Source organism: Tritonibacter mobilis F1926 (assembly GCF_000376545.2).
GTDB classification, from domain to species: domain Bacteria; phylum Pseudomonadota; class Alphaproteobacteria; order Rhodobacterales; family Rhodobacteraceae; genus Epibacterium; species Epibacterium mobile.
Window position 1 is genome coordinate 748,533 of the sequence record NZ_CP015230.1, and the last position, 26,299, is coordinate 774,831.

Genomic DNA, 26,299 nt, shown 5'->3' on the forward strand with positions numbered 1-26,299 from the left:
CCATAGAGATCTTCCATGAGCGATATCACCTACGCCCACACCAACCAACGCATGAGCCAGATGGTCACCCATGGCGACACCATCTACCTTGCCGGTCAGGTCGGCACCGCTGGCGCCAGCGTGACCCAGCAAACGCAGGACTGCCTTGATAAGATCGACGCGCTGCTGGCCGAGGCTGGCTCCTCCAAAGAGCGTATCCTGCAAGCGACCATCTGGCTCGCGGATATGGCTGATTTTGCCGAGATGAACACCGTGTGGGATGCATGGGTTGCCGAAGGCCGCGCCCCCGCCCGTGCCTGTGGCGAATCCAAGCTCGCAACCCCTGAATACACCGTTGAGATCCTGATCACCGCCGCCAAGGGCTGATCCTTTCGGGCAATGCGCCCGCGTTTTGAAATCAACACGCATGCCCGCGAGGATTGGCGGGCATGCGCCGAAACCTTTGCCTAGAGGAGCCCTCTCTCATGTCCGAAATTCTGGTTCTGGGGGGCGGCATGGTGGGTATCGCAACCGCGCTGGAGTTGCAGGCGCGGGGGCATGCGGTCACGGTTGTTGACCGCAAGCCACCGGGACAAGAGACGAGCTATGGCAACGCGGGCCTCATTCAGGCCGAGGCCGCCGAGCCCTATGCGATGCCCCGCGCGCTGCCAGAGATTTTGGATATCATACTGGGGCGCAGCAACGATGTGGTGTGGTCGCCGCGCGGGGTTTTCAGCCAATTGCCCGCACTCTGGCAATACTACCGCTATTCGCACCCCCGTCGCCATCAGGTGCTGTCGCAGCCCAATGCAGAGCTCATTCGCAGCGCCTGCGCCGATCACAACCGCTGGATCACGCTTGCGGGGGCTGAGGATCTGATGGCGCAGGACGGGTATCTGTCGGTGTTTCAGGACGCGGCAGAGTTTGACGCTATGGCGAATGATCTTGACCGGCTGCGGCAAAGTTACGGCATCGACACCGCCACCCTGAGCGGTGCGGACCTCTGTAAAGCAGAGCCTGTGTATCAAACCCCGCCCGCAGGCGCGATCCATTGGCGCGAAGTCTGGAGCTGTGCGGCCCCCGGCGAATTGGTCACGCGATACGCAGAACTGTTCCAGAGACAGGGCGGCGCCATCCGCATTGGCGATGCCAGCACGCTGCGCCGTGCGGGCCACGCCTGGGAGGTGCAGACCGACACGGAGCAGGTGAGCGGCGAACATGCGGTCATTGCACTCGGGCCGTGGACACCACCACTGCTGGCGCAACTGGGCTACCGGGTGCGGATGATCATGAAACACGGCGCGCACCGGATGTATCCGCAGGCTCCAACGCTGCGCCGCCCGATCTTTGATGCCCGCCACGGGGTTGTGCTCTGCAGTATGCGCGGCGGCTTGCGGATGACCTGCGGTGTGGCGCTGGAAGCCTCGGGCCGGGTGCCGGATGTGCGCCAGCTTGATCGCGCGGCCAAGGGGATACCGGCCTATATGGATCTCAGCGCGGCAGAACCGGGGCCGATCTGGCGCGGCACACGGCCCTTCTTGCCAGATATGCTGCCCATGATCGGTGCCGCCCCGCGACATGACCGCCTCTGGTTTCATTTTGGCCATGGCCACCAAGGGTTTACCCTCGGCCCCACAACCGCACGTCATCTCGCCAATCTGATCGACGGCGGCGACAAGGGGACGGTGGCCGCGTTCCTGCCAGAACACCGCCCCAGTGTTTTAATGTAACCGCTTGGTCGTGACAGCGCAGGCGGTCTAGGCGCGCAGCCGTTCGCCTGTGGGGTCAAAGGGCGGCTCAGCAAGGATCACCGCCCGGTGGGGGCGGCCCAGCACCATCACCTCCACCTCATCGCCGGGTTTGGCCCCTTTGACATAGCCAAGCGCCAGCGACATGCCGACCGTGTAGCCATAGGTGCCCGAGGTCACCCGACCAATGCCGTGCCCATCCTTGAAAATAGGCTCGCCCCCCGTTGCATCGGCATTGGAGGCCGTCACGTCCTCATCATTGAGCTGCAACAGCACCAATTCCTCGCGCGCGGGCGTGGCCAATGCGGCCTCGGCAGCAGATTTGTTGAGGAACTCCTTGTCCATCTTGCACAGGGGCTGAAATCCCACCTCATGCGGGAAATACTCGGGGCTGTATTCCCGGCTCCATGAGCCATAGCCCTTCTCGACACGCAGCGACATCAGGGCGCGGCTGCCCACGGGGCCAGCACCGATGCGGCGGCCTTCGTCGATCAACGCGATATAAAGCTTTTCCTGATCTTCTGTGGCGCAGTGCAACTCCCAGCCGAGGTCGCCCGTGAAAGAGACACGCAACGCCAATACATTGATCCCCGCCAGCAACAGGCGTTTGCTGCGCATGAAGGGGAATGACGCGGTATCCAATGAAACATTGGTCATGCGCTGGAGCATCTCGCGCGATTTGGGACCGGCCACGTTAAAGCCGCAGACCTCTTGGGTGAGGCTCTCAAACGATGTGCCCTCTGGCAAAGCTACCGCGCCAAAAAACCGCTTGTGATAGCGCTCCGCCATGCCGGAGCCGATGATCCAGAATTCATCCTCTTCGGTGCGCGTCACCGTGAAATCCCCGGCGATCCCGCCACGTTTTGAGATCAAGGGCGTGAGGCAGGACCGCCCGACCGCCTTCGGCATGTGATTGGCAAATACCGCATTCAGCCAGTCCTCGGCACCGGGGCCTTTGCAGCGGTACTTGGCGAAATTTGAGATATCAATGATGCCCGCCCGTTCGCGCAGCATTTTGCATTCCGCGCCCACCGGTTCCCACCAGTTCTGCCGGGTGAAGCCATTGGTGTCCTCTGTGCCGGGCTGATCCGCGAACCACAGGGGATGCTCCCAGCCCGCATTGAGGCCAAAAACCGCGCCCATCTCGCGCTGCATCTCGTAAATCGGGCGGGTGCGGGCGGGGCGGCCCGCACTGCGTTCCTCATTGGGGAAATGGATCGCAAACCGGTGCGCATATTGATCCTGCACCCGCGCCTTGGTGAACTCCTTGGTGGCCCAGTCGCCAAAACGCGCCACATCCCAGCCGAACATATCGTATTGGGTTTCACCCTCGATCATCCACTGCGCCGCCATCAGCCCCATGCCGCCCGACTGCGAGAAGCCGGGGATGATGCCGTTGCAGCAAAAATAGCCCTGAAGCTCCGGCACCGGACCAAACAGCACATTCGCATCCGGTGACCAGATCATCGGCCCGTTGATGACCCGCTTGATGCCCGCTTCGCCCACCACCGGCACGCGCTCAATAGCGTTCATCATGTTTTCCTCGATGCGCTCCAGATCATCGGGAAACAGGTCATGGGCAAAATCGAGCGGCGTGCCCTCTTCGGCCCAGAACTTCATTGCCTTTTCATAAGCGCCGACCAGTAACCCCTGACCCTCTTGGCGCAGGTAATATTCGCCGTCGCGGTCCGACACAGAAGGCAGGCGCCGGTCCATCTCCGCCACCTCCGCGATGGTCTCTGTGACGAAATACTGATGCTCGGTAGGCTGCAACGGCAGATCAAGGCCCGCGAGCTTCGCCACCTCGCGCCCCCAGAGGCCCGCCGCATTCACCACCCATTCGGTATAAATGTCGCCTTTCGGCGTCTTCACAATCCACGTGCCGTCGGGCTGTTGTTCGGTGGCGGTGACAGGCGTGAAGCGATGGATTTCCGCGCCGCGTTGACGCGCCCCGGTGGCATAAGCTTGCGTCACGCCCGAGGGGTCCACATTGCCGCCATCAGGTTCATACATCACGCAGCGGATGCCCTCAAAATTCACCAGCGGATTGAGCGCCTGCGCCTCAGCGATGGAGATTTCATAGAAATTCATCCCATAGAGCTTGGCCTTGGCCGCTTGCAGGCGTAGCTGGTGTTCGCGCGCTTCGGTCTGCGCCAGATAAAGCGAGCCGGGCTGAAACACCCCGCAGCCCTGACCGGTTTCAGCTTCCAGCTCCTTATAGAGGGTCATGGTATAGTGCTGGATGCGTGAAATATTGGTGCTGTCATGGAGGCCGTGAATATTGGCCGCCGCATGCCATGTGGAGCCGGAGGTCAACTCGTCGCGCTCAAGCAGCACCACATCGGACCAGCCGAGTTTGGTCAGGTGGTAGAGGATCGAACACCCAATGACCCCGCCGCCGATCACCACGGCCTTGGCTTTTGTACGCATGATGGGCTGCCTTTGCTTTGCTGCTGTAAAAGGGGCTTTGAGCAAAGTGTTCCACCGCCACCCGGCGTCAGGCAACCTAGATTATTCTCATCTTCGCATGAGGTGAAGTAAACCGAAACGCAAAGGCCCCCGCGCCGGTGGGGTCGCTGCGCTGCGCAAAAACGCTTAACTGGGCTGACCCCGTTTCCGACGTCCTGACCCTAGAGTTCATGAACGATGGGCGGTGTCGTGCAGACGGATTTGGCGATGTCGACCACATGGCGGTGATGGGTCAGGTAGATTGCTTGGCCACGCCCGCCGATGGTTTCCATAACGCGACAGGCAGCACTGGTGCGCGCCTCGTCAAAGGTTTCGAAAATATCATCGCAGAAAAACGGCAGCGTCGTGCCTTGGGCCACGAGCTGTTCATGCGCAGCGGCGCGTAGTGCCAGATAGAGCTGAAACCGGGTGCCCTTTGACATCTCATCTGCTCTCTTGCTGACGCCATATTTGTCGACGGCCAGCAAAACCTCGCTATCCTTATCGATCTGGGTGCTGAGGGACGGATAGGCCCCTTGTGTCAGACCGGCAAAACACTGCTCGGTTGCCGTGAGCATCCCGCTGCGGTGGCTGTCGCGGTAGCGTCGGATCGCATCCGAGGCGAGGTGGTGGCCCAAGGAAAGCTCAAGGTGCTTTACTGCGGTCTCTTCGAGTTGCAGTTCCAGCGTTGCCTTCTGTTCGATCAAAGTGGCAATCGCATCGTCTCCCTTGATCTCGGCAAGAGCATGTTCGGCGGTGACGCGCTCTTGGATCGCACGGGTCAGCTGTTCTTCGGCGTGCGCGAGGTCGGAGGCGTTGCTGTCCAGCGTTGCGTCCAGTTCTGCAACCGAGGTCTCTGCAAGCTGCGCTCTTGCGGTCTCGATATCATCGGTGTCCAGTTCGGAGCGCACCTGGCGGGTGAGGGCGTCCAATTTGGCGCGGCTCTCGATGATCTGCTGCGCGCGGGTTGCGACCTCGCGCAGAGCGTCGATATCCTGCAGTGCCTCAGGGGTCGGGAAGACCGACGCGATGGCCGCGACCTCCTGATCAATGGCGTCCTGTCTGCTTTTGTGATCGGCTTTGTCCGCCTTGGCGGTCTCAAGCGCATGGTCGAGGCTGTCTCGTTTCTCTTGGGTCGCCCGCGCATGTTCTGCCAGAGCCTTGAGCGCGGCATATGTTTCGGCTGCTGTCGCCTGCGGGGGCAGGTCGTGGGCGCGGGCCAATGCGGCCACTTCCTCGGCGAATTGCGATTGGTCCGTCTGCATAGTCACGACCCTACGGGCTGCGCCAGCGCGGGTTTTCTCATGTTCGCGCAACGCGCGCAGTGGCTCCAACGAGGCCATGAGGCGTTCGGGCGCAAACCCTCCGCCAAGAAGGTTCTGAACCAGCGTCTGCCACGCCAGCTCTGCATCCTCTTTTGCGTGTTGTGCTTGTGTGTGGCGTGCCTCGCGCTGGGCCAGATCCCGTTGTGCCTGTTGCCGGGCGTCCTGGGCCTTGGTGCGAACCTCAGCTTGTTTGCGCTCTTCTTCAGTCATGCGGCGTGCGGTGGTCAGGGCCGTGTTCAGATCAGCCGGAGCAAACGGCAAGACGGTGACAAGCTCTGTCATCAGGGCCTTCGCCCGCCGCAATGTCGATTGATGAGCCTCCTGTGTCTCGCGAAGGGTGCGCGCGTCTTCGCTGGCAACCTCATGGAACTGCACCCACTCCAGCCACTCGGCAGGTGACAGAGGAGTGGCGAGCCCCACCTGAGCCGCGGCCGCGTGGACGTTCCGCTCAATATCGCTGCACGCGTCGTGCAGGCCGGTGATGCGCACCTGCGCTTGCGCTGCGCGTGCACGGGCCTCGGCCTCCGCCTGCCGGATCTCACGCAATTGCGCCAATTCGCGGTATTGGGTCAATCGCGCGTCGGCGGCGGTGTCGTGCAGTTGCATCGCGGTGTGAAAACCGCTGGCGGTGCTTGGGGTCAATGCCGCAAGATGCTCTGCCCACCGGGTATCCCGCCGCGCGCGCAACTCTTCCGCCTCGCTGTCAGAAACGACCTTTGCATCCTCTGTCAGCACACGGGCCTGAGCCGCGCGCGCTTCTGCGTCCTCTTGGTGCGCGTCGCGCTTTTCCTGTGTCGCACGCAGCTCACGTTGCACCTCTTGGTGGCGTTCGGACCAGAGTACGGCCTGCGGACGAGAGCAGGGGCAGGCGGGCAAGCTGTCAAATGAAGCACCCGCAAATGACAGCGCCGAGAGGGACCGACCTGCCTTGATCTTCGCGGTCTCAATGGCTTGCAACGCGGTGGCATGGGCGGGGGCAAGGCTCTCTGCATCGAAACAGAGCAGGATATCCCCGACCAGCGGGGCTGGATCAGCCACGGGCTGGCCGTCCTGCAGGGCTTGGCTTGCGGCACTCACCCGTTCTTGCAGGTCAGCGACTTCACGCGCCTCGGCTTCTGCGGTGGCACTGGCGGCGCGCAGGGTCTCTCTGACAGTTTCCAGCTCCGCAATATTGGCGCTGGATAGGACAAGGTCCTGCAAATCCGCGTCTGGCGATACGATGCCAAGATCCCGTGCCGCCTGCCGCATCGCCGCCTCAGCCGCCTGCTGCTCGTCCTGCCGTCTGCCGAGGTCAAGCCGTGCGGTGCGGTCGCGTGCGGCCAGATCCTCAAGTGCCTGCAAGGCACCTGCAAGCTCAAGCCCTGCCGGCGCAACCGAGAGGCGGGCGCGCTCTTCTTTAAGGGTGGTAATCTCGTCGCTCAGCCGCGCGATATTCTGTGTGGCGACACCGCGATCACTGCGCAGTTCGATCAGACGTTCAGGATTGAAATCAAGGTGTGTGGGGTAGCTCGCCCATGGCGCAATAGCCTGTTCCAGCTCGGCAATTTCCGCCACCATTGGCAAGGCACGCCGCTGTGCCTCGGTCCGGGCCTTGGCGGTGTTCAACGCATTGCGGGTCTCACGCGCGCTCAGTTCAGCGTCCTGCGCTTTTGCGAGGTCGCGTTTCAGGGCTTTCCACGCGCTGGCCGTTACGTCGCGCGCCTTTATGTCCTTGTCGACCTCCGCCAAGGCGCGTTTCAACTCGGCCATACGGGTGGTGCTTGCGCGCTTTTTCCAGAGCGCATCAGCGCGTTCGCGGATGCCATCCAACACACTGCTGAGGTCCGCGACGCCCGCGGCGGCGGAAAAGAGCAGACGCCCGATGTCACCTTCGGCGTTTGCGATCTCCTCGCCGCCGCGTTCGATCGTCTCATCATCAAGACAAAGGAGGCGGCGATAGTCCAACTCCGACAGGCCCGCCAGATGTGCAGAGAGGGCGGCTTCTGGCACTGCGGTCCCGGTCTCATCCACCAATGCCCGGCTGGGTGATGGCAGGCGGATGAAATTGCGCAACGCCCCCTCTATCTCCAATGTGGCAGAGATTTGCAGGTTCTTGCGCGGGTGCCGGAAGGCATAACTCTCGCGCATCGGAAAACCGTAAAACAGCCGCAGGACCGCTTCCATCGTGGTGGTTTTACCCGCCTCGTTGGGGCCGTAGATGATGTGAAAATCATGCCCGTCTCGCCCAGATCCAAAATCATACTGCCGGTCGGTGAAATGGCCAAAACGGTCCAGAGAAAGCCGTTGGATCCGCATCAGTTTTCCACTCCCTTCATCTGCGCCAGCACAAGATCGGCGCCCGCTTGGGTCAGCCGGTCGATCAGGGCGTCGCGGGCGGCTTCATCCGCCATCAGCTTGTCGCGCAGGGCAGCAGGCAGATCCTGCAGGACGGTTTCCACCTCAGCGCGGGCATGGTCTGCAAACCCCGGCTCGGTGCGGATGGTCGCCATTGTCGCGGCCAGCTCATCTGCGGCGCTGCTGGTGCGCTCGTCCGTGTTTGGCGGCGAGAAGGCGAACAGCAGCTTGTCGATCCAGAGGCTGCCTTGGCTCTGGGCAAGCTCTTCCAGCTGTTCGATCCAGACATCACGGTCCCTGAGAAATTGCCAGTGGCGGGCAGGGCGACCGGTCAGCGTCAGTCGCAGGACACCCTGAGGCGCCGCGAGCGCGTTTCGCGTCGCAGTCAGATGGTCCTTCAGCAGCGCCCGCAGCGCCTCATCGCTATCGGCATTTGTGACGTCCAGTTCGGTCTGGACAAATTCGACAACGGATGTCGGCACTTCGCTGATGTCGATGTGCCCACCATCGATTGTCAGCAGGGTGGCGGATTTTGGACCTGCCTCGCCAATGTCGCGTCCTTGGGGAATGCCGGGCATCACCACCCATGGCGCGCTGGAATGGACCTGCCGCTTGTGGATGTGACCAAGCGCCCAGTAATCAAACCCCATGCCCGCCAGCTCCGTGACGCTGCAGGGGGCGTATTCATCGTGACCTGCCGCCCCACCAAGAGAGCTGTGCAGCATGGCGATGTTCACCGCCCCCGACACCGGAGATTTGAAGCGCGGCAACAGGCTGTCGGGCGCGTGGCGATCCGCAAAGCTGACCCCGTGTATCCAGACATCTTCGGTCAGTTGATATTTGCCACCCCGCGCGTCGAACACATGAACATGGCCGGGCAGGTCGAGCGTGCCGGTGATCGGGTTCTCCGCGTCATGGTTGCCCTTGATGTAGAACGCCTTGATCCCGGCCTCTCCGAGGCGATCCAGTTCCGCCAGCAAGAATGCCCCCGTGCGTGCGGTGCGTTCCTTTCCGTCAAAGAGATCCCCGGCGATCAACAGCGCCGCCACCTCTTCGGAAATCGCGCGATCAATCAACTGGCTGAAAGCAGACCGCGACGCCGCCGCGATGGTGTCACGCAAGCCGGTGTTTCTCAGGGCAAGTGATCGCAGTGGTGAATCTAAATGAACGTCGGCGGTATGAAGGATTTTTATCAAGTGGGTCCCCTTATCGGGGCCGAATGAACCAAGATTTCAACTGCAAAACAATAGCGAAAGCCGCTCTCAGCCCGTGCCCGCCGCGATTGGCCCCGCGCCTACGGCTCCAGCGGCCATGCACGGCCATAGGCCACAAGGCGTCGGTTCAGCTCATGGGCGCGGGAAATTCCGGTTTCCAACGCAAAAACAAAGGCCTGCGTCAGAAAGAAACAGGCGGCATCCACATCGCCTTCTCTTTCTTTGTTGTCAGCAGCAATTGCGTAGAGCTCGACCAGTTGTTCCAGGTCATGATGGGCATGGGCCGCAAGGATCGCTGCATGGAGCGCTGCGGCCTCCTGCGGGGAGATCTGCGTCCACTCTGCGTTCATGACGCGCGCCCGGCCTCGACTTGGGTGGCGACCCAGTGATGGAAGTTATGCGTCGGCCCGTCCATCGCAGGCGAAAACCGCCCGCCGTCAAACATTGGCCCATGACGGCCCTTTTGCATGCCCTCAACAACAAAGATGTCTTCTTCAAAGACGGTCTTCCACAGCTGCGCGTTCTGGTGACGCAACGGGTCGAGTTCCGGCGTCTCGGCGCTGGATTTTGCGTAATAGAGCTCAATATGCTCGACCGTTTGCTCGCAGCCCCTAGGTTCCAGCACGATGGCAAAGGTATGATCGCGCTGCACGCCCAAGAGGACGTTGGGATAAACGGCAACATATTCACCGCCGGTCGTCCATTTGTCGCTGAGCGCGTCGAAATCGGGGAAAACCTCGCCTTCGGCGCCGCGCAACTGGCGATAAACCAGCGTGCCTTGGCCCGAATATTTTCCGGGTGATTCAATGTTGTAGTGATCTTCCAGCCGGGAATAACTATTCAAACCCGGATGCACCCACGGCAGATGGTAGCTCTCGCAATAGTTCTCGACGGCGAGCTTCCAATTGGTGTTGACCTCAAGTTTCAACGAGCTTTCCGGCCCGCCGTGATGCAGGGGGCGGTCAAACTCCTGCCAGCGGTCCAAGAGCTCTGCATGCACCTCCTCAAAGGGTGCGGCCTTGCCGTCGATATTCACAAAGATCACATCCTGCCACACATGCGCGCGAAAGGAGACAAGGCCCAGCTCCGCCATCTTCACGTCCTCATGGGTGTTTTGCCCCACACCGCCCACATGGGGTGCGGCGCGCAGCTGCCCTTTGAGGCTGTAACACCAGCTGTGGTAGGGGCAGCGAATGGTGCCACGGATGTTCTTTGCCTCCTCCACAAGGATCATCCCGCGGTGGCGGCAGGTGTTCTGATAGACATGAATGGCCCCGTCCTGATCGCGCACCAGCAAGAGCGGCACGCCGAGGAAATCCACGGGCTTGGCATCGCCCGGTTCGGGAATGTCCTTGCCAAAGCCCACACCGGACCAACTGGCAAACAGCACCGAGGCGCGTTCCTCGGCAAAGACCACCGGGTCAATATAATGGGCGTTGGGCAGCCCATTGGCCCGGTTGACCGAAGTCATGACAGACTGAAGCGTGCTTGGCTTGTTCATCAGGCTCTCCTGCGAACTGACGTGGCAAGGATATTCCGTCGAGGATGAGACCCGAGGGGGATGCCCTCAATATCAGAAAATCTCACTCACAGGTTAGCTTGGTTCATCCGTGATCTGGCTGGCCTCTGAGATGATCCAGTCGCGCAGCATCCGCGCGCTGGGCGTCAGTTCCTCTTCGGGTTTGCTGACCAGAAAAAACCGCTCTGGCGCGGATAGGACATGCGGCGGGATCACATGCAGATCGCCCCGGTCGGTGAGGGGCGAAATCAGCCGCTCCCATCCAAGCGTCAGCCCAGCCCCGTCGCGCGCGGCCTGCAACGCGATGGAGTAGTTATTGACCCGAATGCCCGAGGCCACCGGGCCGCTGTAGCCAAGCTGGCGGAACCAATCGTGCCATTTGGTCCAGCTGATGTCGTCGCCCTCCAAGTGGATCAGCCTTTGCCGCGCCAGCACTTCCAGGTCCGCCCCTGCCAGTTCTGCGGCTTTTTCCGGTGTGGCGACGGGCAGCAACCGGTCGCGATAAAGCGGAAACTGATCGAGCCGCTGATCCTTTTCGCGCCCATACCAGATATAAAGATCCATCTCGGCAGAGGTGGTAAAGGCGCGGTCGCGCACCACTTGGTTGATGTTGATCTCCGGGTGGTCGCGCCAAAACCGGATCACCGCAGGCGACAGCCACATTGAGGCCATTGCCGTGGTCGACCCCACCGTGACCACGCCCGCGCTGCCTTGATCGCGGATCGCCTGCAGGCTTTGGGAGACTTTGGTGAGCGAAGCTGCCAGCGTGTCATAGAGCGTCCGCCCCGGTGGCGTCAGCTCCACCCCACGATGTTTGCGCCGAAACAGGGCCACACCCAATTCGCCCTCCAATGCCTTCACCTGATGGCTGACCGCGCCGGGGGTTACCGACAGTTCCTTGGCGGCCTGTTTAAAGCTCAGATGCCGCGCCGCCGCTTCAAAAGCGGTAAGCGTTGTCAGAGGCGGCAGATTATAATGGCGGCGAGACATACATGCGTGCTCATGGCTAGGGTCTTGCAACTATGGGCCGCAAGCCGCCACTTGGCGAGAGGCTTCCCGACAAAAGGCCAGTCACTACCGACATTTGGGTCTGGTGTTTCGACGCAACCGCTGGCAGTCATATGCCATGACAAACAGCCCTTCATCTGCTCCGGTCCCCACAGGGGATAAGCAATGGCCCAAGGTCGCAACCGCCGGGTTTGACGGCGTGGTGGTGCGCTTTGCCGACAGTCTGAGCGAACCCGCCAACCGCGCCGCCCTTGCGTTTCGCGCCGCGATCGAGGCGGCTGGCTGGGCGGCGATTGAGGAAACCTCCACCTCGTTGGTCTCGACCTATCTGCGGTTTGACCCGCTGGGATGCGCCCATGATGCAATGATGGCGCAGGTTCGGGCATTGCTGAAAACGCGCGATTGGTACGGTGCAGCATTGCCGCAGGGGCGCAGGCTCTGGCGGGTGCCGACGGTCTTTGGCACCGATCTCGCTCCCCAGTTAGCGGAGGCCGCCGCGCGTGCGGGGCTGACCCCAGATGAGGCAATCCAGCAGATCGCGCAGACCCAGCTGCGGGTGCAGACCATCGGCTTTGCCCCCGGCCAGCCCTACTTGGGCGAGTTGCCACCTGCCTTTGATATTCCGCGCCAGACCGAGCTGACGCCGCAGGTGCCCGAGGGTGCGGTGGTGGTGGCGATCCGCCAGATCGTACTGTTTTCTGTCACCACCCCCACTGGCTGGCGTCACATCGGCCAGACCCGCTTTCGCTTGTTCCGCCCCGACGCACCAGAGCCATTTGTGCTGCGCCCCGGCGATGAGGTGCTGTTTGAGCCGATCTCGCCCGAGCGCTACGCCGCCCTTGAAGACGCGGGCGCAGATGGTGGTGCCACATCCGAGGTGCTGGCATGAGCGCGCGACTGATTATTCACCGCGCGGGGCCGGGCCTCAGCGTGCAGGACCTTGGCCGCAGCGGGTATCTGGTGTTTGGCCTGTCGCGTGGCGGGGCAGCGGATCGGCTGGCCCTCTATGAGGGGGCGGCACTCTTGGGCCACGACCCCGGCACGGCGGCGATTGAAATGGCCGGATTGGGCGGCACCTTTGAGGTCACGCACGACACCCGTATTGCCCTCACCGGCGCGCCCATGGGGGCGACACTTCAGGATGGGACGGTGCTGCGCTGGAACGCCAGCCACCTGCTGCCCGCCGGGGTGCACCTGACCATCGGCGCGGTACGGGCAGGTTCTTACGGCTATCTGCACCTTGGCGGTGGCGTCGCAAGCGAATTGCAGCTTGGCGCGCGCAGTGCACATCTCGCGTCAGGTCTTGGCGCGCGACTTGCGGATGGCACCGAGCTGCCCTTGGGCCATGATGCAGGTGGCGCGGTCAATATGACGCTTGAGCCGGAACCACGTCTGGAGGGCGGCCGTTTGCGCATGGTGCCAAGCCTTCAGACCGGTCTTTTTGGCGATGCAGAGGTGGCCCGCTTCCAAGAGGTCCGGTTCAGCCGCGACAGCCGCGCCAATCGCATGGGCGTGCGGCTCTTGCCAGAGGGGCAGGGGTTTGCGCTTGAGGGGGGCTTGAGTGTCCTGTCTGAGGTGATCGCGCCCGGTGATATTCAGGTCACGGGCGATGGCACGCCTTATGTTTTGATGAGCGAATGCCAGACCACCGGCGGCTATCCCCGCATCGGCTCGGTGCTGCCCTGCGATATGCCGCGTGTGGCGCAGGCGCAGGCGGGGGCTGAGTTCCGGTTCACGCTGGTCTCGCTGGACGAGGCCGTAGAGCTGGAGCGCCGCGCCTTGGCGGATCTGGAGCGTCTGCCGTCGCGCCTTGCGCCGCTGTTGCGCGACCCGGCCAGCATGCGCGATCTTCTGTCCTATCAGCTTGTGGGTGGTGTCACCGCTGGCCGTGAGCTGGATGAGGGCCTGTAAACCAAAGACCGAGGAGGGCCATGTGCCATGACATCTACCGTTGATCTGAATGCCGACATGGGTGAGAGCTTTGGCCCTTGGGTGATGGGGCGCGATGCTGAGGTGCTGGACGTCGTGACCTCGGCCAATGTGGCCTGCGGTGTGCATGCGGGCGATTGGGATGTGATGGCGCGCACCATGGCCGATGCGGTGGCGCGCGGTGTTGGCATTGGCGCGCATCCGGGCTTTCCCGATCTGCAGGGCTTTGGCCGTCGCAAGCTGCACCTGCCGCATGAGAGCCTGGCCAATCTGGTACAATATCAGGTGGGGGCGGCGCAGGCGATGGCAGAGGCCGCCGGGGGCAAGGTGCGTCACCTGAAACTGCACGGGGCCATGGCCAATATGGCCGCAGCCGATCATGACATGGCGCGCTCCTGTTATGAGGCTGCCCTGCGGGTGGCACCGGAGATCATCATCATGGTGATGGCGGGCACCCAGCAACAGGCCGCAGCCGAGGCCTTAGGCTGCAATGTCGCTTGCGAGATCTTTGCCGACCGCGCCTATAACGCCGATGCAACCCTTGTGGATCGCGCACTGCCGGGGGCGGTGATCCATGATGCGGATCGCGCCGGACAGCGGATCACCCAGATGGTGAAAGAGGGCGCAATTCTGGCCGAGGATGGCAGCCGTATTCCGGCGCGCATCGACACCATTTGCCTGCACGGCGACACGCCCGAGGCGCTGGACATCGCGCGCGCGGTGCGTCGCCAGCTTGAGGCGGCGGGTGTCACCTTGCAGCAGTTCGACGGCAAGCCGCTCTGATCAGGCGCTGATTTCGGCCTGATTTGGGTTGGCTACGGCGGGGAGGCTCCCGCCCGTCGGTAATGCCCCACCTTTTCAAGGTGGGACCCGACCTCCCGTTGGGCCGGGCGCTGCCCGCGCGCCAAAAAAGGCGCACAGGCAGCGCAGCGGGTGGCCACGGCTGCGCTCAGGCCTCTTCTGGCGCGGTTTCCTTCAGTGGCACATAGAGTTCACCGCCCTCGCGGAATTTCGCCGCCATCGCCTCAAACCCCTCTTTCTGAGCTTCGGCGCGGATGTCGTGGCTGATCCGCATAGAGCAGAATTTCGGCCCGCACATGGAGCAGAAATGTGCCACCTTATGGGCCTCTTTGGGCAGGGTCTCGTCGTGGAAGCTCTGCGCCGTTTCCGGGTCGAGCGATAGGTTGAACTGATCCTCCCAGCGGAATTCAAACCGCGCGCGGCTGAGCGCATCATCGCGCCGCTGCGCGCCGGGCAGACCCTTGGCCAGATCAGCAGCATGGGCGGCGATCTTATAGGTGATGACCCCGGTTTTGACGTCATCGCGGTCCGGCAGGCCGAGATGTTCCTTCGGTGTCACATAACAGAGCATCGCACAGCCAAACCAGCCGATCATCGCCGCACCAATGCCGGAGGTGATGTGATCGTACCCCGGCGCAATATCCGTGGTGAGCGGCCCCAGCGTGTAAAACGGCGCCTCGTGGCAGCATTCCAGTTGCTTGTCCATGTTCTCCTTGATCTTGTGCATGGCCACATGGCCCGGCCCTTCGATCATCACCTGGCAGTCCTTGGCCCAGGCGATCTTGGTCAGCTCTCCCAGCGTTTCCAACTCGGCAAATTGCGCGGCGTCATTGGCATCCGCGATGGAGCCGGGACGCAGCCCATCGCCCAATGAAAACGACACATCATAGCGGCGGCAGATGTCGCAAATCTCCTCGAAGTGCTCATAAAGGAAGCTCTCGCGATGGTGATGCAGGCACCACTTCGCCATGATCGACCCACCGCGCGACACGATCCCGGTGACGCGTTCCACAGTCATCGGCACCATATGCAGCCGCACGCCCGCATGGATGGTGAAGTAATCGACGCCCTGTTCCGCCTGTTCGATCAGCGTGTCGCGGAATACCTCCCAGGTCAGATCCTCGGCAATGCCGTTCACCTTCTCCAGCGCCTGATAGATCGGCACGGTGCCGATGGGCACGGGGCTGTTGCGGATGATCCATTCACGGGTGTTGTGGATATTGCGGCCCGTCGAGAGATCCATCACCGTATCCGCGCCCCAGCGGATCGCCCAGACCAGTTTGTCCACCTCTTCCTCCATCGAGGAGGTGACGGCGGAGGTGCCCATATTGGCGTTGATCTTCACCTTGAAATTGCGACCGATGATCATCGGCTCCAACTCCGGGTGGTTGATATTGGCGGGGATAATGGCGCGTCCTGCGGCGATTTCAGCGCGTACAAATTCCGGCGTCACATAGTCGGGAATGTTTGCGCCAAAATCCTCCCCATCGCGGGCGCCATGACAGGGCGACAGCTCCCGGAGTTGGTTTTCGCGGATCGCCACGAACTCCATCTCGGGCGTAATGATGCCAGCGCGCGCATAGGCCAGCTGGGTTGGTGCTGCATCATTCGCCCCGCGCAGAGGGGCCGGTTTTACAGGGAATTCCGGCACCAGCCGGTCGCCTGCGACAAAGCCATTGTCTGCAGCGGTCACATCCCGGCCAGTGTATGCCTCAACATCGCCGCGCGCCTTGATCCACGCCGCGCGCAACGGGGCCAATCCGTCGCGAATGTCGGTCACCACATCGGGGTCAGTATAGGGCCCGGAGCTGTCATAGACCGGCAGCGGCGCCTCGCCCGCGGTGGGGTGGGTGGCAATTTCGCGCATCGGCACGCGGATGCCTTCATGCATCTCGCCTGCCACATAGATCTTACGAGAGGCGGGCAATGCGCCTGTGGTGATCTTTGGGTTGGGGACGTTCATCTTGGTGCTCCTCGAGTCCATTCTCAAAAACACCAATTGAGCCGGGCCTAAGGAAAACGGGGCAGGGTGTTCAGATCCTGCCGTATCAGATCAGCGCGAACGCGCCCTGAACGGGAGCGGTGCGCGGCTGTCCTAGCTTCCTACGCCAGTATCAACTGGGTCAGGTTCTAAGGGTCGCGTCACCGGGATTTTTCCCTGTCTGCCTCTCAGTCCCCTCGGCGGGACTCCCCTGCGTGCCTTAGGGGTAGGGGAGGGGGACGTGGTGCGTCAAGCGGATTTTCCATCGCCCTTTCAATGGGCCCCTTTTCGCGTCTGCCGGGCGCTCAGGCGCGCGAGACGTCTTCAAGGCGACGAAAAATCAAGGATTTAAACTCTTGCGACTCATTTTATATATTATCTATAAAATTAGAAATCGCCTTTGACGTGTTCCCTGCCATCTGCCCAGCGAGGTTTCTCCATGCTCGATACGCCCCTTATCCGCACCGACTGGACCCGGCAGGAGGCAGAAGAGATTTATGCCCAACCCTTCATGGATCTGCTGTTTCAGGCCCAGAGTCTGCACCGCCAGATGTTTGATCCCAACGCGGTGCAGAAATCGCGCCTCCTGTCGATCAAGACCGGCGGCTGCGCCGAGGATTGCGCCTATTGCTCGCAATCGGCACGCAATGGCGCGCAGCTTCCGGCGTCCAAACTGATCGAGGTGCAGCGTGTCATCGCCGAGGCCAAGAAGGCCCGCGCCGCTGGTGCCACGCGCTACTGCATGGGCGCGGCATGGCGCAGCCCCAAGGCGCGCGACATGGCTCAGCTGGAAGCGATGATCGAAGGCGTCAAGGCGCTGGGGATGGAGACCTGCATGACGCTGGGTATGCTGGAGCAGGATCAGGTGCTGCGCCTGCGGGATGCGGGTTTGGATTACTACAATCACAACATCGACACCTCGGAGCGCTACTACCCGGAGGTCATCACCACCCGCAGCTTTGCGGACCGGCTGGAAACCCTGGCGCGGGTGCGCGAGGCCGGCATCAACGTCTGCTCTGGCGGTATTCTTGGCATGGGCGAAGAGCGCGGCGACCGGATCGACATGCTGTTGAGCCTCGCGACGCTGCCGGAACATCCGCAATCGGTGCCGATCAACATGCTGATTCCGATGGCAGATACGCCACTGGCCGACACGCCTCCGCTCGATCCGATCGAATTCGTCCGCACCATTGCGCTGGCCCGCATCCTGATGCCGCGCGCGCATGTGCGGCTCTCGGCCGGGCGCACCGAAATGAGCGATGAACTGCAGGCGATGTGCATTTTTGCCGGGGCCAATTCCATCTTTATGGGCGACACGCTCCTGACCGCGGACAATCCAGAAGAGGACGCGGACGAGGCGCTGTTTGAACGGCTGGGCCTCAGCGCCATGGCCGCGGGAACGCACGGCACGCGCTAATCTGCGACAACAGCGCTCTGGCGGCGGCATATCTTTCACGCTAGGCTCGCGCGGACGACATGCAAAGGACGACCCCATGCAGCTTGCCTATGTGATGACCACCGAACGCGGCGCCACGGATCGCCTGCTGACCGCTCTGGCAGAGCGGCTCGCCGCACAGGGTATCCGCACCGCAGGCATCGTGCAGACCAATACCGAATGCTATGACAACAAGCTTTGTGATATGGATGTGCGCGTGTTGCCCGATGGCGAAACCATCCGCATCTCGCAATCGCTGGGCGAAGGGGCCCGCGGCTGTCGCCTCAACCCAGAGGCGCTCGAACGCGCCGTTGGCCTTGTGACCAGCGCGCTGGACGCAACACCGGCCCCACAAGTCCTGATCGTCAACAAATTCGGTAAACACGAGGCCGACGGGCGCGGCATGCGCCCCCTCATCGGTGAGGCGCTGGCCATGGGGCTGCCCGTGGTCTGCGGCGTCAATCGCATGAATGTCGCCGCCTTCGAGAGCTTTGCCGAAGGCGTCTCCCAAGAAGCCGCCCCGGATCTGGATGCGCTGGTAGCTTGGGTTGCGGCTGCAATTTCCCAACCGGTCTGAGGCCCAGACCCTTCATCTTCTCAAAAATATCCCGGGGTCCGGGGCAGCGCCCCGGCGGGATCAGAGCTTTGACGATATGATCCCGGTGGCAAAGCCCCCTTGCCGCAACTCGCCAAACAAGCGTTGGTATTCGATCTTGGGACAGCGGTTCTGGATCACCGTGACGCCACGCGCTTCAGCCTGTGCCGCCGCGTCTTTGTGCTCGACCCCGATCTGCATCCAGATCGTTTGCAACGACGCAAAGGCCATAAGCGCCTCGTCGACAATCTCTGGGACCGCTTCTGAGCGGCGAAAGATATCGACCATATCCACCGGCTCATCAATGTCGGCAAGTGTCGCGCGCACGGTCTCACCAAAGAGCTCCTTGCCAGCGTGACCGGGGTTTACCGGAATCACCCGGTAGCCTTTCAGCGACAGGTATCGGGCGACATAAAAACTCGGTCGCACGGGATTGGCAGAGACCCCGACCACGGCAATGCTGCGTGTTCGGCGCAAGATATCGGTCAGGAGCGCATCAGAATACATAAAGACACTGTGTAAGCCCCGCCTAGCGCGCGCAAGCCCTCTCGCGCGGGGTGGGCGAACGGGTCCCCCAACAGAGCAAGAAAAAAGCGCCCGAAGTTGCTTCGGGCGCGAGGTGTGGAACGAGGGACAGTGAAAAAGATCTATGGCGGTTCCAGTGCCACAGTCTGATTAGGAATCTGGGGCGTTTATATTCCAAAAAAAGGGGCGCTCTCGTTTTCGTGAATAAGGTGCGAGCTTTGCAACTTGACAAGAGCGCCATTGCCACACCGCGCGCTGCGACGTCAGCGCGGAAAACAGGCTGAGCGGATCAGTCCTGATGCAGAGCGTCGGGCCATTCTGCATGAGCGGCCTCAATCATCTGGTTTTGATCCTCCAGCCACAGGCTGCGTCCACGCGGCGTGCGGAAAAGATAGAGCTGCCCGTCCACAATTTCCCATGTGTCAGGATCGCCTTCAAAAACTTTCCCACGCGCCAACCCATAGGCGCAATGCCCGCCAAATCGCGGTGCAAAGGCACGAGGATTGGCCTCGAACCGGGATTGATTTTGCGCTGAATGAAACAGCCAGACCGCCCCTTTCCACATCAAGGCGTGGTCTTCATGCCCCTTCATCGGTTCATGCGCCACATGGAAGGACACCGGATCATACCCCCCGATCGCCAGCCCATCCTGCACCACCACATACACCGTTTGTGCCTTGGCTTTGGTCGAGGGCAAAAGCGACACCGCCCCCCCAAGCGCAAAAGCAAGGCCCGTGCCACGCAGAATATATGTCAGACAGTCGGTCAGCACCCGGTAGGTCTCCGTTTGTTCGTATCGCGCCGGAGAATGCCCAAGCTCGCGTCATCAGAAAAGGGACTAAACGGGAAAGTGAATGCGCTGTGCGCAAAGCGGCGCACCACTGCAGCCCTGAGGACACAGCAACTGCGCAGATGCGATTGCCCTGAACCGGCGCGTCTCTCTTTCAGTCGAAAATATCCTCGATCACATCAAAGACTTTCTTCCAGGAGGACTTCTTTTTCTTCTTATGCTTCTTCATCAGCTTGGCATTGGCCAACTCGTAAGCGAGCGCGCCCCAGTCGCCCGATTTGGACTTCTTGGGCTTTTTCGCCTTGGCTGGTTTTGTCGCCTTTGGCATTTTCGCCCCCTTATGTTCGCTGAGGGGGCGTTGTTTTTGGGCCGAGAGGGGCGCGCCACAGGTGCCACAGACCAGCGCATGTAGGGCTGCATCAGGGACAAAGGCCGATTGCACGCCGCAATAGCAGCAAATGATCAGCTTGCCTCCGGGAATGCTCTTATGTGCGATGGGGACCTCCTGTGTGCCTCAACCCTTCAGAGATGCATATAGGGAGAGTGCAGCCGCATTTGAAACATTCAACGAGCCAAAACCCCGCGCTGCGTCGATTTTGACCAGTTTATCCACGGTTTCCTTGGTTTTTTGCCGCAAACCCGGCCCCTCAGCGCCAAGCACCAGCGCAATCGGCTCTTTGGTGCGCCCTGCCACGGCCTCTTCAATGGTTTCTTCGGCCTCACCGTCCAGCCCCAGCACCAGATACCCCATTTGTTGCAGTGCAACGATGGTGTCCGAGAGGTTGCGCATCCGCAGATAGGGCTGGCGTTCCAGCGCACCCGATGCGGTCTTGGCGAGCGCGCCTGTCTCTGGCGCCGAATGGTGCCGGGTGCCGATCACCGCAGAGGCTCCCAATACTTCGGCAGAGCGCAGGATCGCACCAACGTTATGGGGATCTGTCACCCGGTCCAGCAGGAGCACACGCGGGACCTCAGCCCCGATACAGTTTTCATCGAGGCCCCCCCAGTTCAGAGGCTTCACTTCCAGCGCCGCCCCCTGATGCACCGAACCGGGATCGATGGGCACTGAGAATTTGCGCGGGTCGACCACTTCGGGGGTGACCCCAGAGGCGGTGATCGCATCTTCCAGTTTGTTGTGGGCATTTAATGTCACCACAAGACGCAGTTTTTCACGCTTTGGATTCAGCAGAGCGTCGCGCACAGCATGAAGACCAAAAAGCCAGACGGTCTCGGCAGATGCAGCTTTCTTGGCCTTCTCTTTATCCACCACCCAAGAGGGTTTCTTGCTGGGTTTCTTGTTCATGGCGCGCTCCGGAAAACAAAATTCGAGGTGGGCGAAAAAAGTTGTGCTTTTGCTGTTGACGCCCGATTGGGGTGCTTGTAATCACGCCTCCACGTTAGGTGCAACAAGCTTCTGACAGTGGGCGACAGGCCGCAAGGTGTGGCAGGGGACTGTAACTCCCTCGCGGAGACGCACGCCTGGTTCGATTCCAGGGTCGCCCACCATCTCACTCTTGAGATGGTATTTAAACTCCCGATGATACATGTATAGCGGATTGAAAATTATCCGATTTTTGCGCGCTCTGTGATATTGGGCACGAACATCGCATCCCTGCGCCGGCGATGCTGTGCGTGGTTTTGACCCCTCTTTCCCTCGTCATAGACTATGTTCGCACGCCACCGAGCAGAGGCAAGCGGCGCCAAATACATCGCCTGCGTTTTCGATGCTGAGGTGTGTCTGGCGGAGGGGCGCGCGCAAGTCGCCACGGCCTTGGTGGCGCGTCTTGCTGCGCCTTCAGGGTGTCGCTCCTTGCTGGCAGGGGAGTGCTCGCAAAGCGGCAGGGTCTATCCCTTGGGGCGGGCCGCTTTTTCGGCGATGCCGCTCAGGCCCTGACGCTCGGCCAGAACCTTAAGCACATCATCCAGCGCCACATCGCGCGCCGCCAGCATCACCAGGAAATGATAGAGCACATCCGCGCCCTCAGACGCGAGCCCGGCTTTGTTGTCCTTCACCGCCTCGATGATGGCCTCTATGGCTTCTTCACCGAATTTCTCCGCACATTTCTCCGGCCCTTTGGACAAGAGTTTCGCGGTCCAGCTGGTGTCTGGATCGGTGCCTTTGCGCGACAGAATGGTCTGTTCGAGGTCATGCAGAAGAGTCATTGGAGCCTCATCGGGATGCCGTTGGCAATCATGTGCTCTTTGGCCTGTTGCACCGTGTATTCGCCGAAGTGGAAGATCGAGGCAGCCAGGACCGCGCTGGCGCCACCTTTGGTCACACCGTCCACGAGGTGATCCAGAGTGCCGACACCGCCAGAGGCAATCACCGGCACATCCACCGCATCGGAAATCGCGCGGGTCATCTCGAGGTTGAAACCCGATTTGGTGCCGTCGCGATCCATCGAGGTCAGCAGGATCTCGCCCGCGCCCTTGGCGGTTACAAGACGGGCAAATTCCACCGCGTCGATGCCGGTTTCGCGGCGCCCGCCATGGGTGAAGATCTCCCATTTACCGGGGGCGACGGATTTGGCGTCGATGGCGCAGACGATGCACTGGCTGCCGAACTGGTCGGCGGCCTCGCGGATCACATCCGGGTTGGCCACTGCAGCAGAGTTGAAAGAGACCTTGTCCGCGCCCGCCAGCAGGAGTGCGCGCACATCGTCCCTGGTGCGTACGCCGCCGCCCACGGTGAGCGGCACAAAGCATTGCTCGGCAGTGCGGCGCACCATGTCAAACATCGTGCCGCGGTTTTCATGGGTCGCGTGGATGTCGAGGAAACAGATCTCATCGGCACCGGCGGCGTCATAGGCGCGCGCGGCCTCCACCGGATCGCCTGCGTCACGCAGGCCGACAAAATTCACGCCCTTGACCACACGGCCATCGGCGACATCGAGACAGGGAATGAGACGGGTCTTAAGCATATTTGCCTTATGGACCGGAACCGGCGGCGGGAAAAGAGGGCATTGCGCGCGGGCGTGCGAATTGCACGAGGGGGCACGGGGCAGATGCGGGCCAGAGGGTGGCCGGTCTTTGCCGATTTCAGCGCTTGTCACGTTTGTGACTGGCGAAGCCCGGTGGCGCGCGCCAGATTTTGCGCCAAATCGTCCATTCGTGATTGAGGAGATCTTATGAAAACCTTTGTAACCGCTGCCGCGATTGCCCTGATGAGCGCCGTGCCCGCCCTTGCGGATCTGGTCAAAGTCGAGAGCCGCCATTCCGTGCCCGCAACACTGGATGCGCTCGAAATGGCGCTGGACAAGGCAGGCGCGACGGTCTTTGCCCGCGTCGATCATGCCAAAGGGGCCGAAGGCATTGGCGAAGAGCTTGCCGCCTCGCAACTGCTGATCTTTGGCAACCCCAAGATCGGCACACCGGCGATGCAGGCCGATGCGCGCGCGGGGCTGTTTTTGCCGCTCAAGGCGCTGGCCTATGAGGACAGCGAGGGCAAGGTCTGGCTCACCTATGAGGATCCGGTGATGATGTTCGAGGGGCTGGATATCAAAGCCAACGCTGAATTCATCGCGGGCATGACTGCTGCGCTGCAAAAACTCTCGGAGGCCGCAACGCAGTAGCAGGTTTGAGGAATGCCCTGTCTCAGCGTGAGCGCTGCGTTAGTGCGGCGTTTGCGCTGAGGCAGCAGGCGTGTCTGCGCGCGCGATCCGGCGCATGGAATCGCGCACGATCAGGATGTGAAACGGCATCACCACCATCAGGTAGATCCGTCCCAGCCAATTGTTACGGTGCACCCAAGTCGCCATGTGAATGCGACCTGCCTCCTGACGCACGCAGATGCGGAAATTCAGGTGGGTGTCATCGGTTCCCAGGATCACCTCCTGCGCATCTTCATAAGTGACCGGAAAAATCGCCCCTTCACCGGTATCGCTCACTTCGGTCTTGAGGCCCAAAGGGCGCACGATGCGGTTGCGCAACGCCAGCAGGGCACTGGCCCATTTGGGCATGCTGAGGCCGATATCCGCCGCCTCTCGTGGGCCAAGGGGGCTCTCCACCACATAGCCATCGATGAAGTCACCCGGTTGAACCATCATCCACAGGGTGGAGGTTTTTGGCAGCGAGCTGGTCTCGATCTTCGGCATGGCGAGGCTCCTTTTTAGGGAGCGTGACAGGCTCAGGCGTGTGGCGCCAGTGGGCAAGGTGCCGCAGATCGAGCGCTGTGTTCTCCAGCGAGGGGAAGGCTCCCGCCCCCGATGCAATCCCCGCCTTTGGCGAGGATCTTTCGGCGTTGGGCCGGGCGCGGAGGCGCGTGTCCGCAGGACACGCGCCTCCGCGGTCGCTTCGATAGGTCAACTGGACAGCTGCAGGCGCGGTCGTGTTAGGAGGGGGCGATCAGCCCTTGAGGACCGCCAGCGCCTCAGAGAGATCAATCGCGCCATCATAGAGCGCGCGACCGGAAATCGCGCCATTGAGCGGCGCGCCGCAGGATTTTAGCGCGCGCAGATCGTCAAGCGAGGAGACGCCGCCAGAGGCGATCACCGGGATCGACACCGCATTGGCCAGCGCGGCGGTGGCGTCAATGTTTGGACCTTTCATCGCGCCGTCGCGCATGATGTCGGTGTAGATGATCGCCGCAACGCCCGCGTCCTCAAAGGACTTCGCCAGATCGGTGACGTCGACATCGGTTTCCTCGGCCCAGCCTTTGGTCGCGACCTTGCCACCACGCGCGTCGATTCCGACCGCGACCTTGCCCGGAAACGCCCGTGCCGCCTCGCGCACCAGATCGGGGTTCTCCACCGCTACGGTGCCAAGGATCACCCGCGCCAGCCCCTTGTCGAGCCAGCGCTCGATGGTCGCCATATCGCGGATACCACCGCCAAGCTGCGCGGGCACCTGACACTGCTTCAGGATCTCCTCAACCGGCGCGGCGTTCACCGGCTCCCCGGCGAAGGCACCGTTCAGATCCACCAGATGCAGCCATTCACAGCCCGCCGCCACGAATTCCAGCGCCTGCGCGGCCGGATTGTCGTTGAACACGGTGGTCTTGTCCATGTCACCATGCAGAAGCCGCACGGCTTGGCCGTCCTTGAGGTCAATGGCAGGGTAGAGGATCATCGGCTGTGCCCTTTTGGTCATGGAGGAGATATATCGGCTGCTCTTTTGCCCAAGGTCGCGGCGAATTGCAACGCAGGCCGCATCAAGGGACCCCTTGGGCAGTTCCGAGAGGCGCAAAAGGCAAGGCGACCCGAGGTCAATCTTGCCTGAATGCGCGCGCCTCGGTCAGACTTCAAACCCATAGGGAGGACGAATGACCATGAAACAAATGATTGCAACCTTTGCTGTGACGCTCGGGCTGGCGACAGCCGCCTTTGCCGCCGATCCGGTCGAGGGCACATGGAAGACCCAGCCAGATGATGGCTCTTACGCGCATGTGGCGGTGAAACCCTGCGGCAGCGCCGTTTGCGGCACCATTGCGCGCACCTTCAACGACAGCGGCGAGTATAAATCCCCGAACCTTGGAAAAACGCTGGTGATCGATATGGTCCCGCAGGGCGGCGGTGCCTATGAGGGCAAGGTCTGGCGGCCCTCCAACAACAAGATCTACATCGGCAAGATGGATCTGAGCGGCGACAGCCTGCGCCTGCGCGGCTGTGTGGCGGGTGGGCTGATTTGTTCCAAACAGACCTGGACGCGGGTGAAGTAACGCGCGTTCAAACCTGAGTGCGGTGGGGTCAGAACAGCCCCATCTGCACCGGGATCGGTACAAAGCCCCGTTTGACCTGCCGCTCCCGCGTGCTCTCAAACAGTGATTGCGCCTCATCAAGGGTGGGGCAGTAGTTGCGTCGTTCCTGCCCGCCGGGCTGGCCGATCGGGCCGGTGGATTGCACCACGCACCAGTCGCCGAACAGCGTTGGCGTCAGGCTCAGCACCAGATAGCGATGCTGCCCGTCCCGGTGGCTGAATTTTTCGAAACGCAAGTACAAGTCTAAGTGGGCCTGACCGTGAAAGTGGTCAGGCCCATATGCCTTTTTACCAAGGCGATGTCCATTGCTCACATTGGTTTAGGGGACCGGTGATGCAGGACAACTGCGGCAGTGTTCAGACGCTGCCGGTATATTCGCCGCGCGCCGGATAATTGTTGGAGATGGCAAAATCCAACGCCGCCACCAGTTCGGAAAAATGCGGGCGCACAAAGGGCATGGTCTGCACGGAGCCATAATAGAGCGTCTGTTCCGGCGTCACCATGAACAGGCCCGGCTCGGAAAACAGCGCAGGCTCTTCAATGCCGATCGAAGTGGTGCCGCGCGACGTCGAGATATAAAGCCCCCAGTCCTTGGCGACATTCAGCGGCAGATCATAGGCAAAGCGCAGATTTTTGGCTTCGATCTTTTCGGCCATCAACTGGGTGCGGTCCTCGTCGTCAGAGCTGATGGCGATGCAGTTGACGCCGCGTTCGGCGAAATCTGCGGCGCGCTTTTCGAACTCTTTCAGATAGGTGGCGCAGATCGGGCAGTGCAGGCCGCGATAGAAACAGATGACGGTGCCGCGCTCGGACACTTCAGAGGCAAGGTCGAACTGGCCGCCGCCCAGCAAAGGTAACGACAGGGCAGGGGTTTTCTGGCGAGGGATCAGCATGGGCAACTCCGGTATGCTTGGGGCCGACATGAGGTCGGTAGGCTGTGTGGCATCTCTATTGCACGCATTTGTGCTTGGTA

At 61.6% G+C, this 26,299-nt stretch carries 26 protein-coding genes, 1 tRNA gene and 1 riboswitch; of the genes, 10 read left to right on the plus strand and 17 right to left on the minus strand.

The window, feature by feature from the left end:
• Positions 1-15: 15 nt before the first annotated feature.
• Complete coding sequence (locus tag K529_RS03540) at positions 16-366, plus strand: RidA family protein (protein ID WP_005642433.1); 351 nt, start codon at positions 16-18, stop codon at positions 364-366.
• A 98-nt stretch (positions 367-464) separates the two neighbouring features.
• On the plus strand, positions 465-1,709 hold the full coding sequence (locus K529_RS03545; RefSeq protein WP_046002444.1) for an NAD(P)/FAD-dependent oxidoreductase: 1,245 nt from the start codon (positions 465-467) through the stop codon (positions 1,707-1,709).
• Positions 1,710-1,736: 27 nt separating this feature from the next.
• Here the strand turns inward: K529_RS03545 and K529_RS03550 are convergent, their stop codons facing one another.
• The 6 genes from K529_RS03550 to K529_RS03575 all read right to left on the minus strand — a co-directional run bounded on the left by K529_RS03550 (position 1,737) and on the right by K529_RS03575 (position 11,557).
• Complete coding sequence (locus tag K529_RS03550; RefSeq protein WP_046002445.1) at positions 1,737-4,157, minus strand: GcvT family protein; 2,421 nt, start codon at positions 4,155-4,157, stop codon at positions 1,737-1,739.
• 200 nt (positions 4,158-4,357) lie between these two features.
• Positions 4,358-7,795 carry a YhaN family protein gene (locus tag K529_RS03555; RefSeq protein WP_046002446.1) on the minus strand — a complete coding sequence of 1,146 codons (3,438 nt, stop codon included), beginning with the start codon at positions 7,793-7,795 and terminating at the stop codon, positions 4,358-4,360.
• The gene (locus tag K529_RS03560; protein WP_080929603.1) at positions 7,795-9,030 is read right to left on the minus strand and encodes a metallophosphoesterase family protein; all 1,236 of its coding nucleotides are present in this window, start codon (positions 9,028-9,030) and stop codon (positions 7,795-7,797) included. The genes K529_RS03555 and K529_RS03560 overlap by 1 nt, the downstream gene beginning before the upstream one ends.
• 98 nt (positions 9,031-9,128) lie before the next feature.
• On the minus strand, positions 9,129-9,398 hold the full coding sequence (locus tag K529_RS03565) for a hypothetical protein (protein WP_005621278.1): 270 nt from the start codon (positions 9,396-9,398) through the stop codon (positions 9,129-9,131).
• The gene (locus tag K529_RS03570) at positions 9,395-10,549 is read right to left on the minus strand and encodes an aromatic ring-hydroxylating oxygenase subunit alpha (RefSeq protein WP_005621276.1); all 1,155 of its coding nucleotides are present in this window, start codon (positions 10,547-10,549) and stop codon (positions 9,395-9,397) included. The genes K529_RS03565 and K529_RS03570 overlap by 4 nt, the downstream gene beginning before the upstream one ends.
• 93 nt (positions 10,550-10,642) lie before the next feature.
• On the minus strand, positions 10,643-11,557 hold the full coding sequence (locus tag K529_RS03575) for a LysR substrate-binding domain-containing protein (protein ID WP_005621274.1): 915 nt from the start codon (positions 11,555-11,557) through the stop codon (positions 10,643-10,645).
• A gap of 136 nt (positions 11,558-11,693) precedes the next feature.
• On the opposite strand from K529_RS03575, the gene K529_RS03580 reads away from it, so the two are divergent.
• From K529_RS03580 to K529_RS03590, 3 genes are read left to right on the plus strand one after another with little or no spacing between them, the layout of a single operon-like run.
• Positions 11,694-12,464, plus strand: a complete 771-nt coding sequence (locus K529_RS03580) for a 5-oxoprolinase subunit B family protein (protein WP_046002447.1) — start codon at positions 11,694-11,696, stop codon at positions 12,462-12,464.
• On the plus strand, positions 12,461-13,486 hold the full coding sequence (locus tag K529_RS03585; RefSeq protein ID WP_046002448.1) for a 5-oxoprolinase subunit C family protein: 1,026 nt from the start codon (positions 12,461-12,463) through the stop codon (positions 13,484-13,486). The genes K529_RS03580 and K529_RS03585 overlap by 4 nt, the downstream gene beginning before the upstream one ends.
• Positions 13,487-13,513: 27 nt before the next feature.
• Positions 13,514-14,287: a LamB/YcsF family protein gene (locus K529_RS03590; protein ID WP_046002449.1), complete on the plus strand. Its 774-nt coding sequence runs from the start codon at positions 13,514-13,516 to the stop codon at positions 14,285-14,287.
• A 166-nt stretch (positions 14,288-14,453) separates the two neighbouring features.
• Here the strand turns inward: K529_RS03590 and thiC are convergent, their stop codons facing one another.
• Positions 14,454-16,268 (minus strand): phosphomethylpyrimidine synthase ThiC, encoded by a 1,815-nt coding sequence (gene thiC, locus K529_RS03595; protein ID WP_005671381.1) that lies wholly within the window; start codon positions 16,266-16,268, stop codon positions 14,454-14,456.
• A gap of 120 nt (positions 16,269-16,388) precedes the next feature.
• Positions 16,389-16,509: riboswitch (TPP riboswitch) on the minus strand.
• A 216-nt stretch (positions 16,510-16,725) separates the two neighbouring features.
• On the opposite strand from thiC, the gene bioB reads away from it, so the two are divergent.
• Both bioB and K529_RS03605 read left to right on the plus strand, forming a co-directional pair.
• Entirely contained in the window at positions 16,726-17,703 is a 978-nt protein-coding gene (gene bioB / locus K529_RS03600) for a biotin synthase BioB (RefSeq protein ID WP_046002450.1), read from the plus strand.
• A 76-nt stretch (positions 17,704-17,779) separates the two neighbouring features.
• The gene (locus K529_RS03605) at positions 17,780-18,298 is read left to right on the plus strand and encodes a DUF2478 domain-containing protein (protein ID WP_005612629.1); all 519 of its coding nucleotides are present in this window, start codon (positions 17,780-17,782) and stop codon (positions 18,296-18,298) included.
• 60 nt (positions 18,299-18,358) lie between these two features.
• Here the strand turns inward: K529_RS03605 and K529_RS03610 are convergent, their stop codons facing one another.
• From K529_RS03610 to rlmB, 4 genes are all read right to left on the minus strand, one after another.
• Positions 18,359-18,823 (minus strand): CoA-binding protein, encoded by a 465-nt coding sequence (locus tag K529_RS03610; RefSeq protein WP_005612631.1) that lies wholly within the window; start codon positions 18,821-18,823, stop codon positions 18,359-18,361.
• A gap of 307 nt (positions 18,824-19,130) precedes the next feature.
• On the minus strand, positions 19,131-19,613 hold the full coding sequence (locus tag K529_RS03615; RefSeq protein WP_005612634.1) for a YHS domain-containing (seleno)protein: 483 nt from the start codon (positions 19,611-19,613) through the stop codon (positions 19,131-19,133).
• A gap of 172 nt (positions 19,614-19,785) precedes the next feature.
• Positions 19,786-19,959 carry a hypothetical protein gene (locus tag K529_RS23790; RefSeq protein WP_225265153.1) on the minus strand — a complete coding sequence of 58 codons (174 nt, stop codon included), beginning with the start codon at positions 19,957-19,959 and terminating at the stop codon, positions 19,786-19,788.
• Between the two features lie 186 nt (positions 19,960-20,145).
• Positions 20,146-20,934, minus strand: a complete 789-nt coding sequence (gene rlmB, locus K529_RS03625; protein WP_005612641.1) for a 23S rRNA (guanosine(2251)-2'-O)-methyltransferase RlmB — start codon at positions 20,932-20,934, stop codon at positions 20,146-20,148.
• A 119-nt stretch (positions 20,935-21,053) separates the two neighbouring features.
• On the opposite strand from rlmB, the gene K529_RS23410 reads away from it, so the two are divergent.
• Positions 21,054-21,137, plus strand: a tRNA-Tyr gene (locus K529_RS23410).
• Between the two features lie 339 nt (positions 21,138-21,476).
• Here the strand turns inward: K529_RS23410 and K529_RS03630 are convergent.
• On the minus strand, positions 21,477-21,794 hold the full coding sequence (locus K529_RS03630; RefSeq protein ID WP_005612644.1) for a phosphoribosyl-ATP diphosphatase: 318 nt from the start codon (positions 21,792-21,794) through the stop codon (positions 21,477-21,479).
• On the minus strand, positions 21,791-22,552 hold the full coding sequence (gene hisF / locus K529_RS03635) for an imidazole glycerol phosphate synthase subunit HisF (RefSeq protein WP_046002451.1): 762 nt from the start codon (positions 22,550-22,552) through the stop codon (positions 21,791-21,793). Before hisF ends, K529_RS03630 begins: the two co-directional genes overlap by 4 nt.
• A gap of 207 nt (positions 22,553-22,759) precedes the next feature.
• Between hisF and K529_RS03640 the strand changes: the two genes are divergently transcribed.
• On the plus strand, positions 22,760-23,203 hold the full coding sequence (locus tag K529_RS03640; protein ID WP_005683018.1) for a DUF302 domain-containing protein: 444 nt from the start codon (positions 22,760-22,762) through the stop codon (positions 23,201-23,203).
• A 39-nt stretch (positions 23,204-23,242) separates the two neighbouring features.
• Here the strand turns inward: K529_RS03640 and K529_RS03645 are convergent, their stop codons facing one another.
• Positions 23,243-23,725, minus strand: a complete 483-nt coding sequence (locus tag K529_RS03645) for a DUF2867 domain-containing protein (RefSeq protein WP_005683020.1) — start codon at positions 23,723-23,725, stop codon at positions 23,243-23,245.
• 250 nt (positions 23,726-23,975) lie between these two features.
• A complete protein-coding gene (hisA, locus tag K529_RS03650; RefSeq protein WP_009176662.1) occupies positions 23,976-24,698 on the minus strand; it encodes a 1-(5-phosphoribosyl)-5-[(5-phosphoribosylamino)methylideneamino]imidazole-4-carboxamide isomerase in 723 nt (240 codons plus the stop codon).
• A gap of 199 nt (positions 24,699-24,897) precedes the next feature.
• On the opposite strand from hisA, the gene K529_RS03655 reads away from it, so the two are divergent.
• Positions 24,898-25,287, plus strand: coding sequence for a DUF2147 domain-containing protein (locus K529_RS03655; RefSeq protein ID WP_005675382.1), 390 nt, complete (start codon positions 24,898-24,900; stop codon positions 25,285-25,287).
• A 28-nt stretch (positions 25,288-25,315) separates the two neighbouring features.
• Here K529_RS03655 and K529_RS03660 read toward each other — a convergent pair whose 3' ends face one another.
• On the minus strand, positions 25,316-25,567 hold the full coding sequence (locus K529_RS03660; protein WP_005675380.1) for a WGR domain-containing protein: 252 nt from the start codon (positions 25,565-25,567) through the stop codon (positions 25,316-25,318).
• A gap of 115 nt (positions 25,568-25,682) precedes the next feature.
• Positions 25,683-26,219 carry a peroxiredoxin-like family protein gene (locus K529_RS03665; protein ID WP_005675378.1) on the minus strand — a complete coding sequence of 179 codons (537 nt, stop codon included), beginning with the start codon at positions 26,217-26,219 and terminating at the stop codon, positions 25,683-25,685.
• Positions 26,220-26,299: the final 80 nt, after the last annotated feature.

What these genes read in the sequence shown, in the direction of transcription:
- K529_RS03540 (WP_005642433.1), top strand. Translation starts at nt 16, where the DNA reads ATGAGCGATATCACCTACGCCCACACCAACCAACGCATGAGCCAGATG.
- K529_RS03545 (WP_046002444.1), top strand. Translation starts at nt 465, where the DNA reads ATGTCCGAAATTCTGGTTCTGGGGGGCGGCATGGTGGGTATCGCAACC.
- K529_RS03550 (WP_046002445.1), bottom strand. Translation starts at nt 4,157, where the DNA reads ATGCGTACAAAAGCCAAGGCCGTGGTGATCGGCGGCGGGGTCATTGGG.
- K529_RS03555 (WP_046002446.1), bottom strand. Translation starts at nt 7,795, where the DNA reads ATGCGGATCCAACGGCTTTCTCTGGACCGTTTTGGCCATTTCACCGAC.
- K529_RS03565 (WP_005621278.1), bottom strand. Translation starts at nt 9,398, where the DNA reads ATGAACGCAGAGTGGACGCAGATCTCCCCGCAGGAGGCCGCAGCGCTC.
- K529_RS03570 (WP_005621276.1), bottom strand. Translation starts at nt 10,549, where the DNA reads ATGAACAAGCCAAGCACGCTTCAGTCTGTCATGACTTCGGTCAACCGG.
- K529_RS03575 (WP_005621274.1), bottom strand. Translation starts at nt 11,557, where the DNA reads ATGTCTCGCCGCCATTATAATCTGCCGCCTCTGACAACGCTTACCGCT.
- K529_RS03580 (WP_046002447.1), top strand. Translation starts at nt 11,694, where the DNA reads ATGACAAACAGCCCTTCATCTGCTCCGGTCCCCACAGGGGATAAGCAA.
- K529_RS03585 (WP_046002448.1), top strand. Translation starts at nt 12,461, where the DNA reads ATGAGCGCGCGACTGATTATTCACCGCGCGGGGCCGGGCCTCAGCGTG.
- K529_RS03590 (WP_046002449.1), top strand. Translation starts at nt 13,514, where the DNA reads ATGACATCTACCGTTGATCTGAATGCCGACATGGGTGAGAGCTTTGGC.
- thiC (WP_005671381.1), bottom strand. Translation starts at nt 16,268, where the DNA reads ATGAACGTCCCCAACCCAAAGATCACCACAGGCGCATTGCCCGCCTCT.
- bioB (WP_046002450.1), top strand. Translation starts at nt 16,726, where the DNA reads ATGCTCGATACGCCCCTTATCCGCACCGACTGGACCCGGCAGGAGGCA.
- K529_RS03605 (WP_005612629.1), top strand. Translation starts at nt 17,780, where the DNA reads ATGCAGCTTGCCTATGTGATGACCACCGAACGCGGCGCCACGGATCGC.
- K529_RS03610 (WP_005612631.1), bottom strand. Translation starts at nt 18,823, where the DNA reads ATGTATTCTGATGCGCTCCTGACCGATATCTTGCGCCGAACACGCAGC.
- K529_RS23790 (WP_225265153.1), bottom strand. Translation starts at nt 19,959, where the DNA reads ATGCCAAAGGCGACAAAACCAGCCAAGGCGAAAAAGCCCAAGAAGTCC.
- rlmB (WP_005612641.1), bottom strand. Translation starts at nt 20,934, where the DNA reads ATGAACAAGAAACCCAGCAAGAAACCCTCTTGGGTGGTGGATAAAGAG.
- K529_RS03630 (WP_005612644.1), bottom strand. Translation starts at nt 21,794, where the DNA reads ATGACTCTTCTGCATGACCTCGAACAGACCATTCTGTCGCGCAAAGGC.
- hisF (WP_046002451.1), bottom strand. Translation starts at nt 22,552, where the DNA reads ATGCTTAAGACCCGTCTCATTCCCTGTCTCGATGTCGCCGATGGCCGT.
- K529_RS03640 (WP_005683018.1), top strand. Translation starts at nt 22,760, where the DNA reads ATGAAAACCTTTGTAACCGCTGCCGCGATTGCCCTGATGAGCGCCGTG.
- K529_RS03645 (WP_005683020.1), bottom strand. Translation starts at nt 23,725, where the DNA reads ATGCCGAAGATCGAGACCAGCTCGCTGCCAAAAACCTCCACCCTGTGG.
- hisA (WP_009176662.1), bottom strand. Translation starts at nt 24,698, where the DNA reads ATGATCCTCTACCCTGCCATTGACCTCAAGGACGGCCAAGCCGTGCGG.
- K529_RS03655 (WP_005675382.1), top strand. Translation starts at nt 24,898, where the DNA reads ATGAAACAAATGATTGCAACCTTTGCTGTGACGCTCGGGCTGGCGACA.
- K529_RS03665 (WP_005675378.1), bottom strand. Translation starts at nt 26,219, where the DNA reads ATGCTGATCCCTCGCCAGAAAACCCCTGCCCTGTCGTTACCTTTGCTG.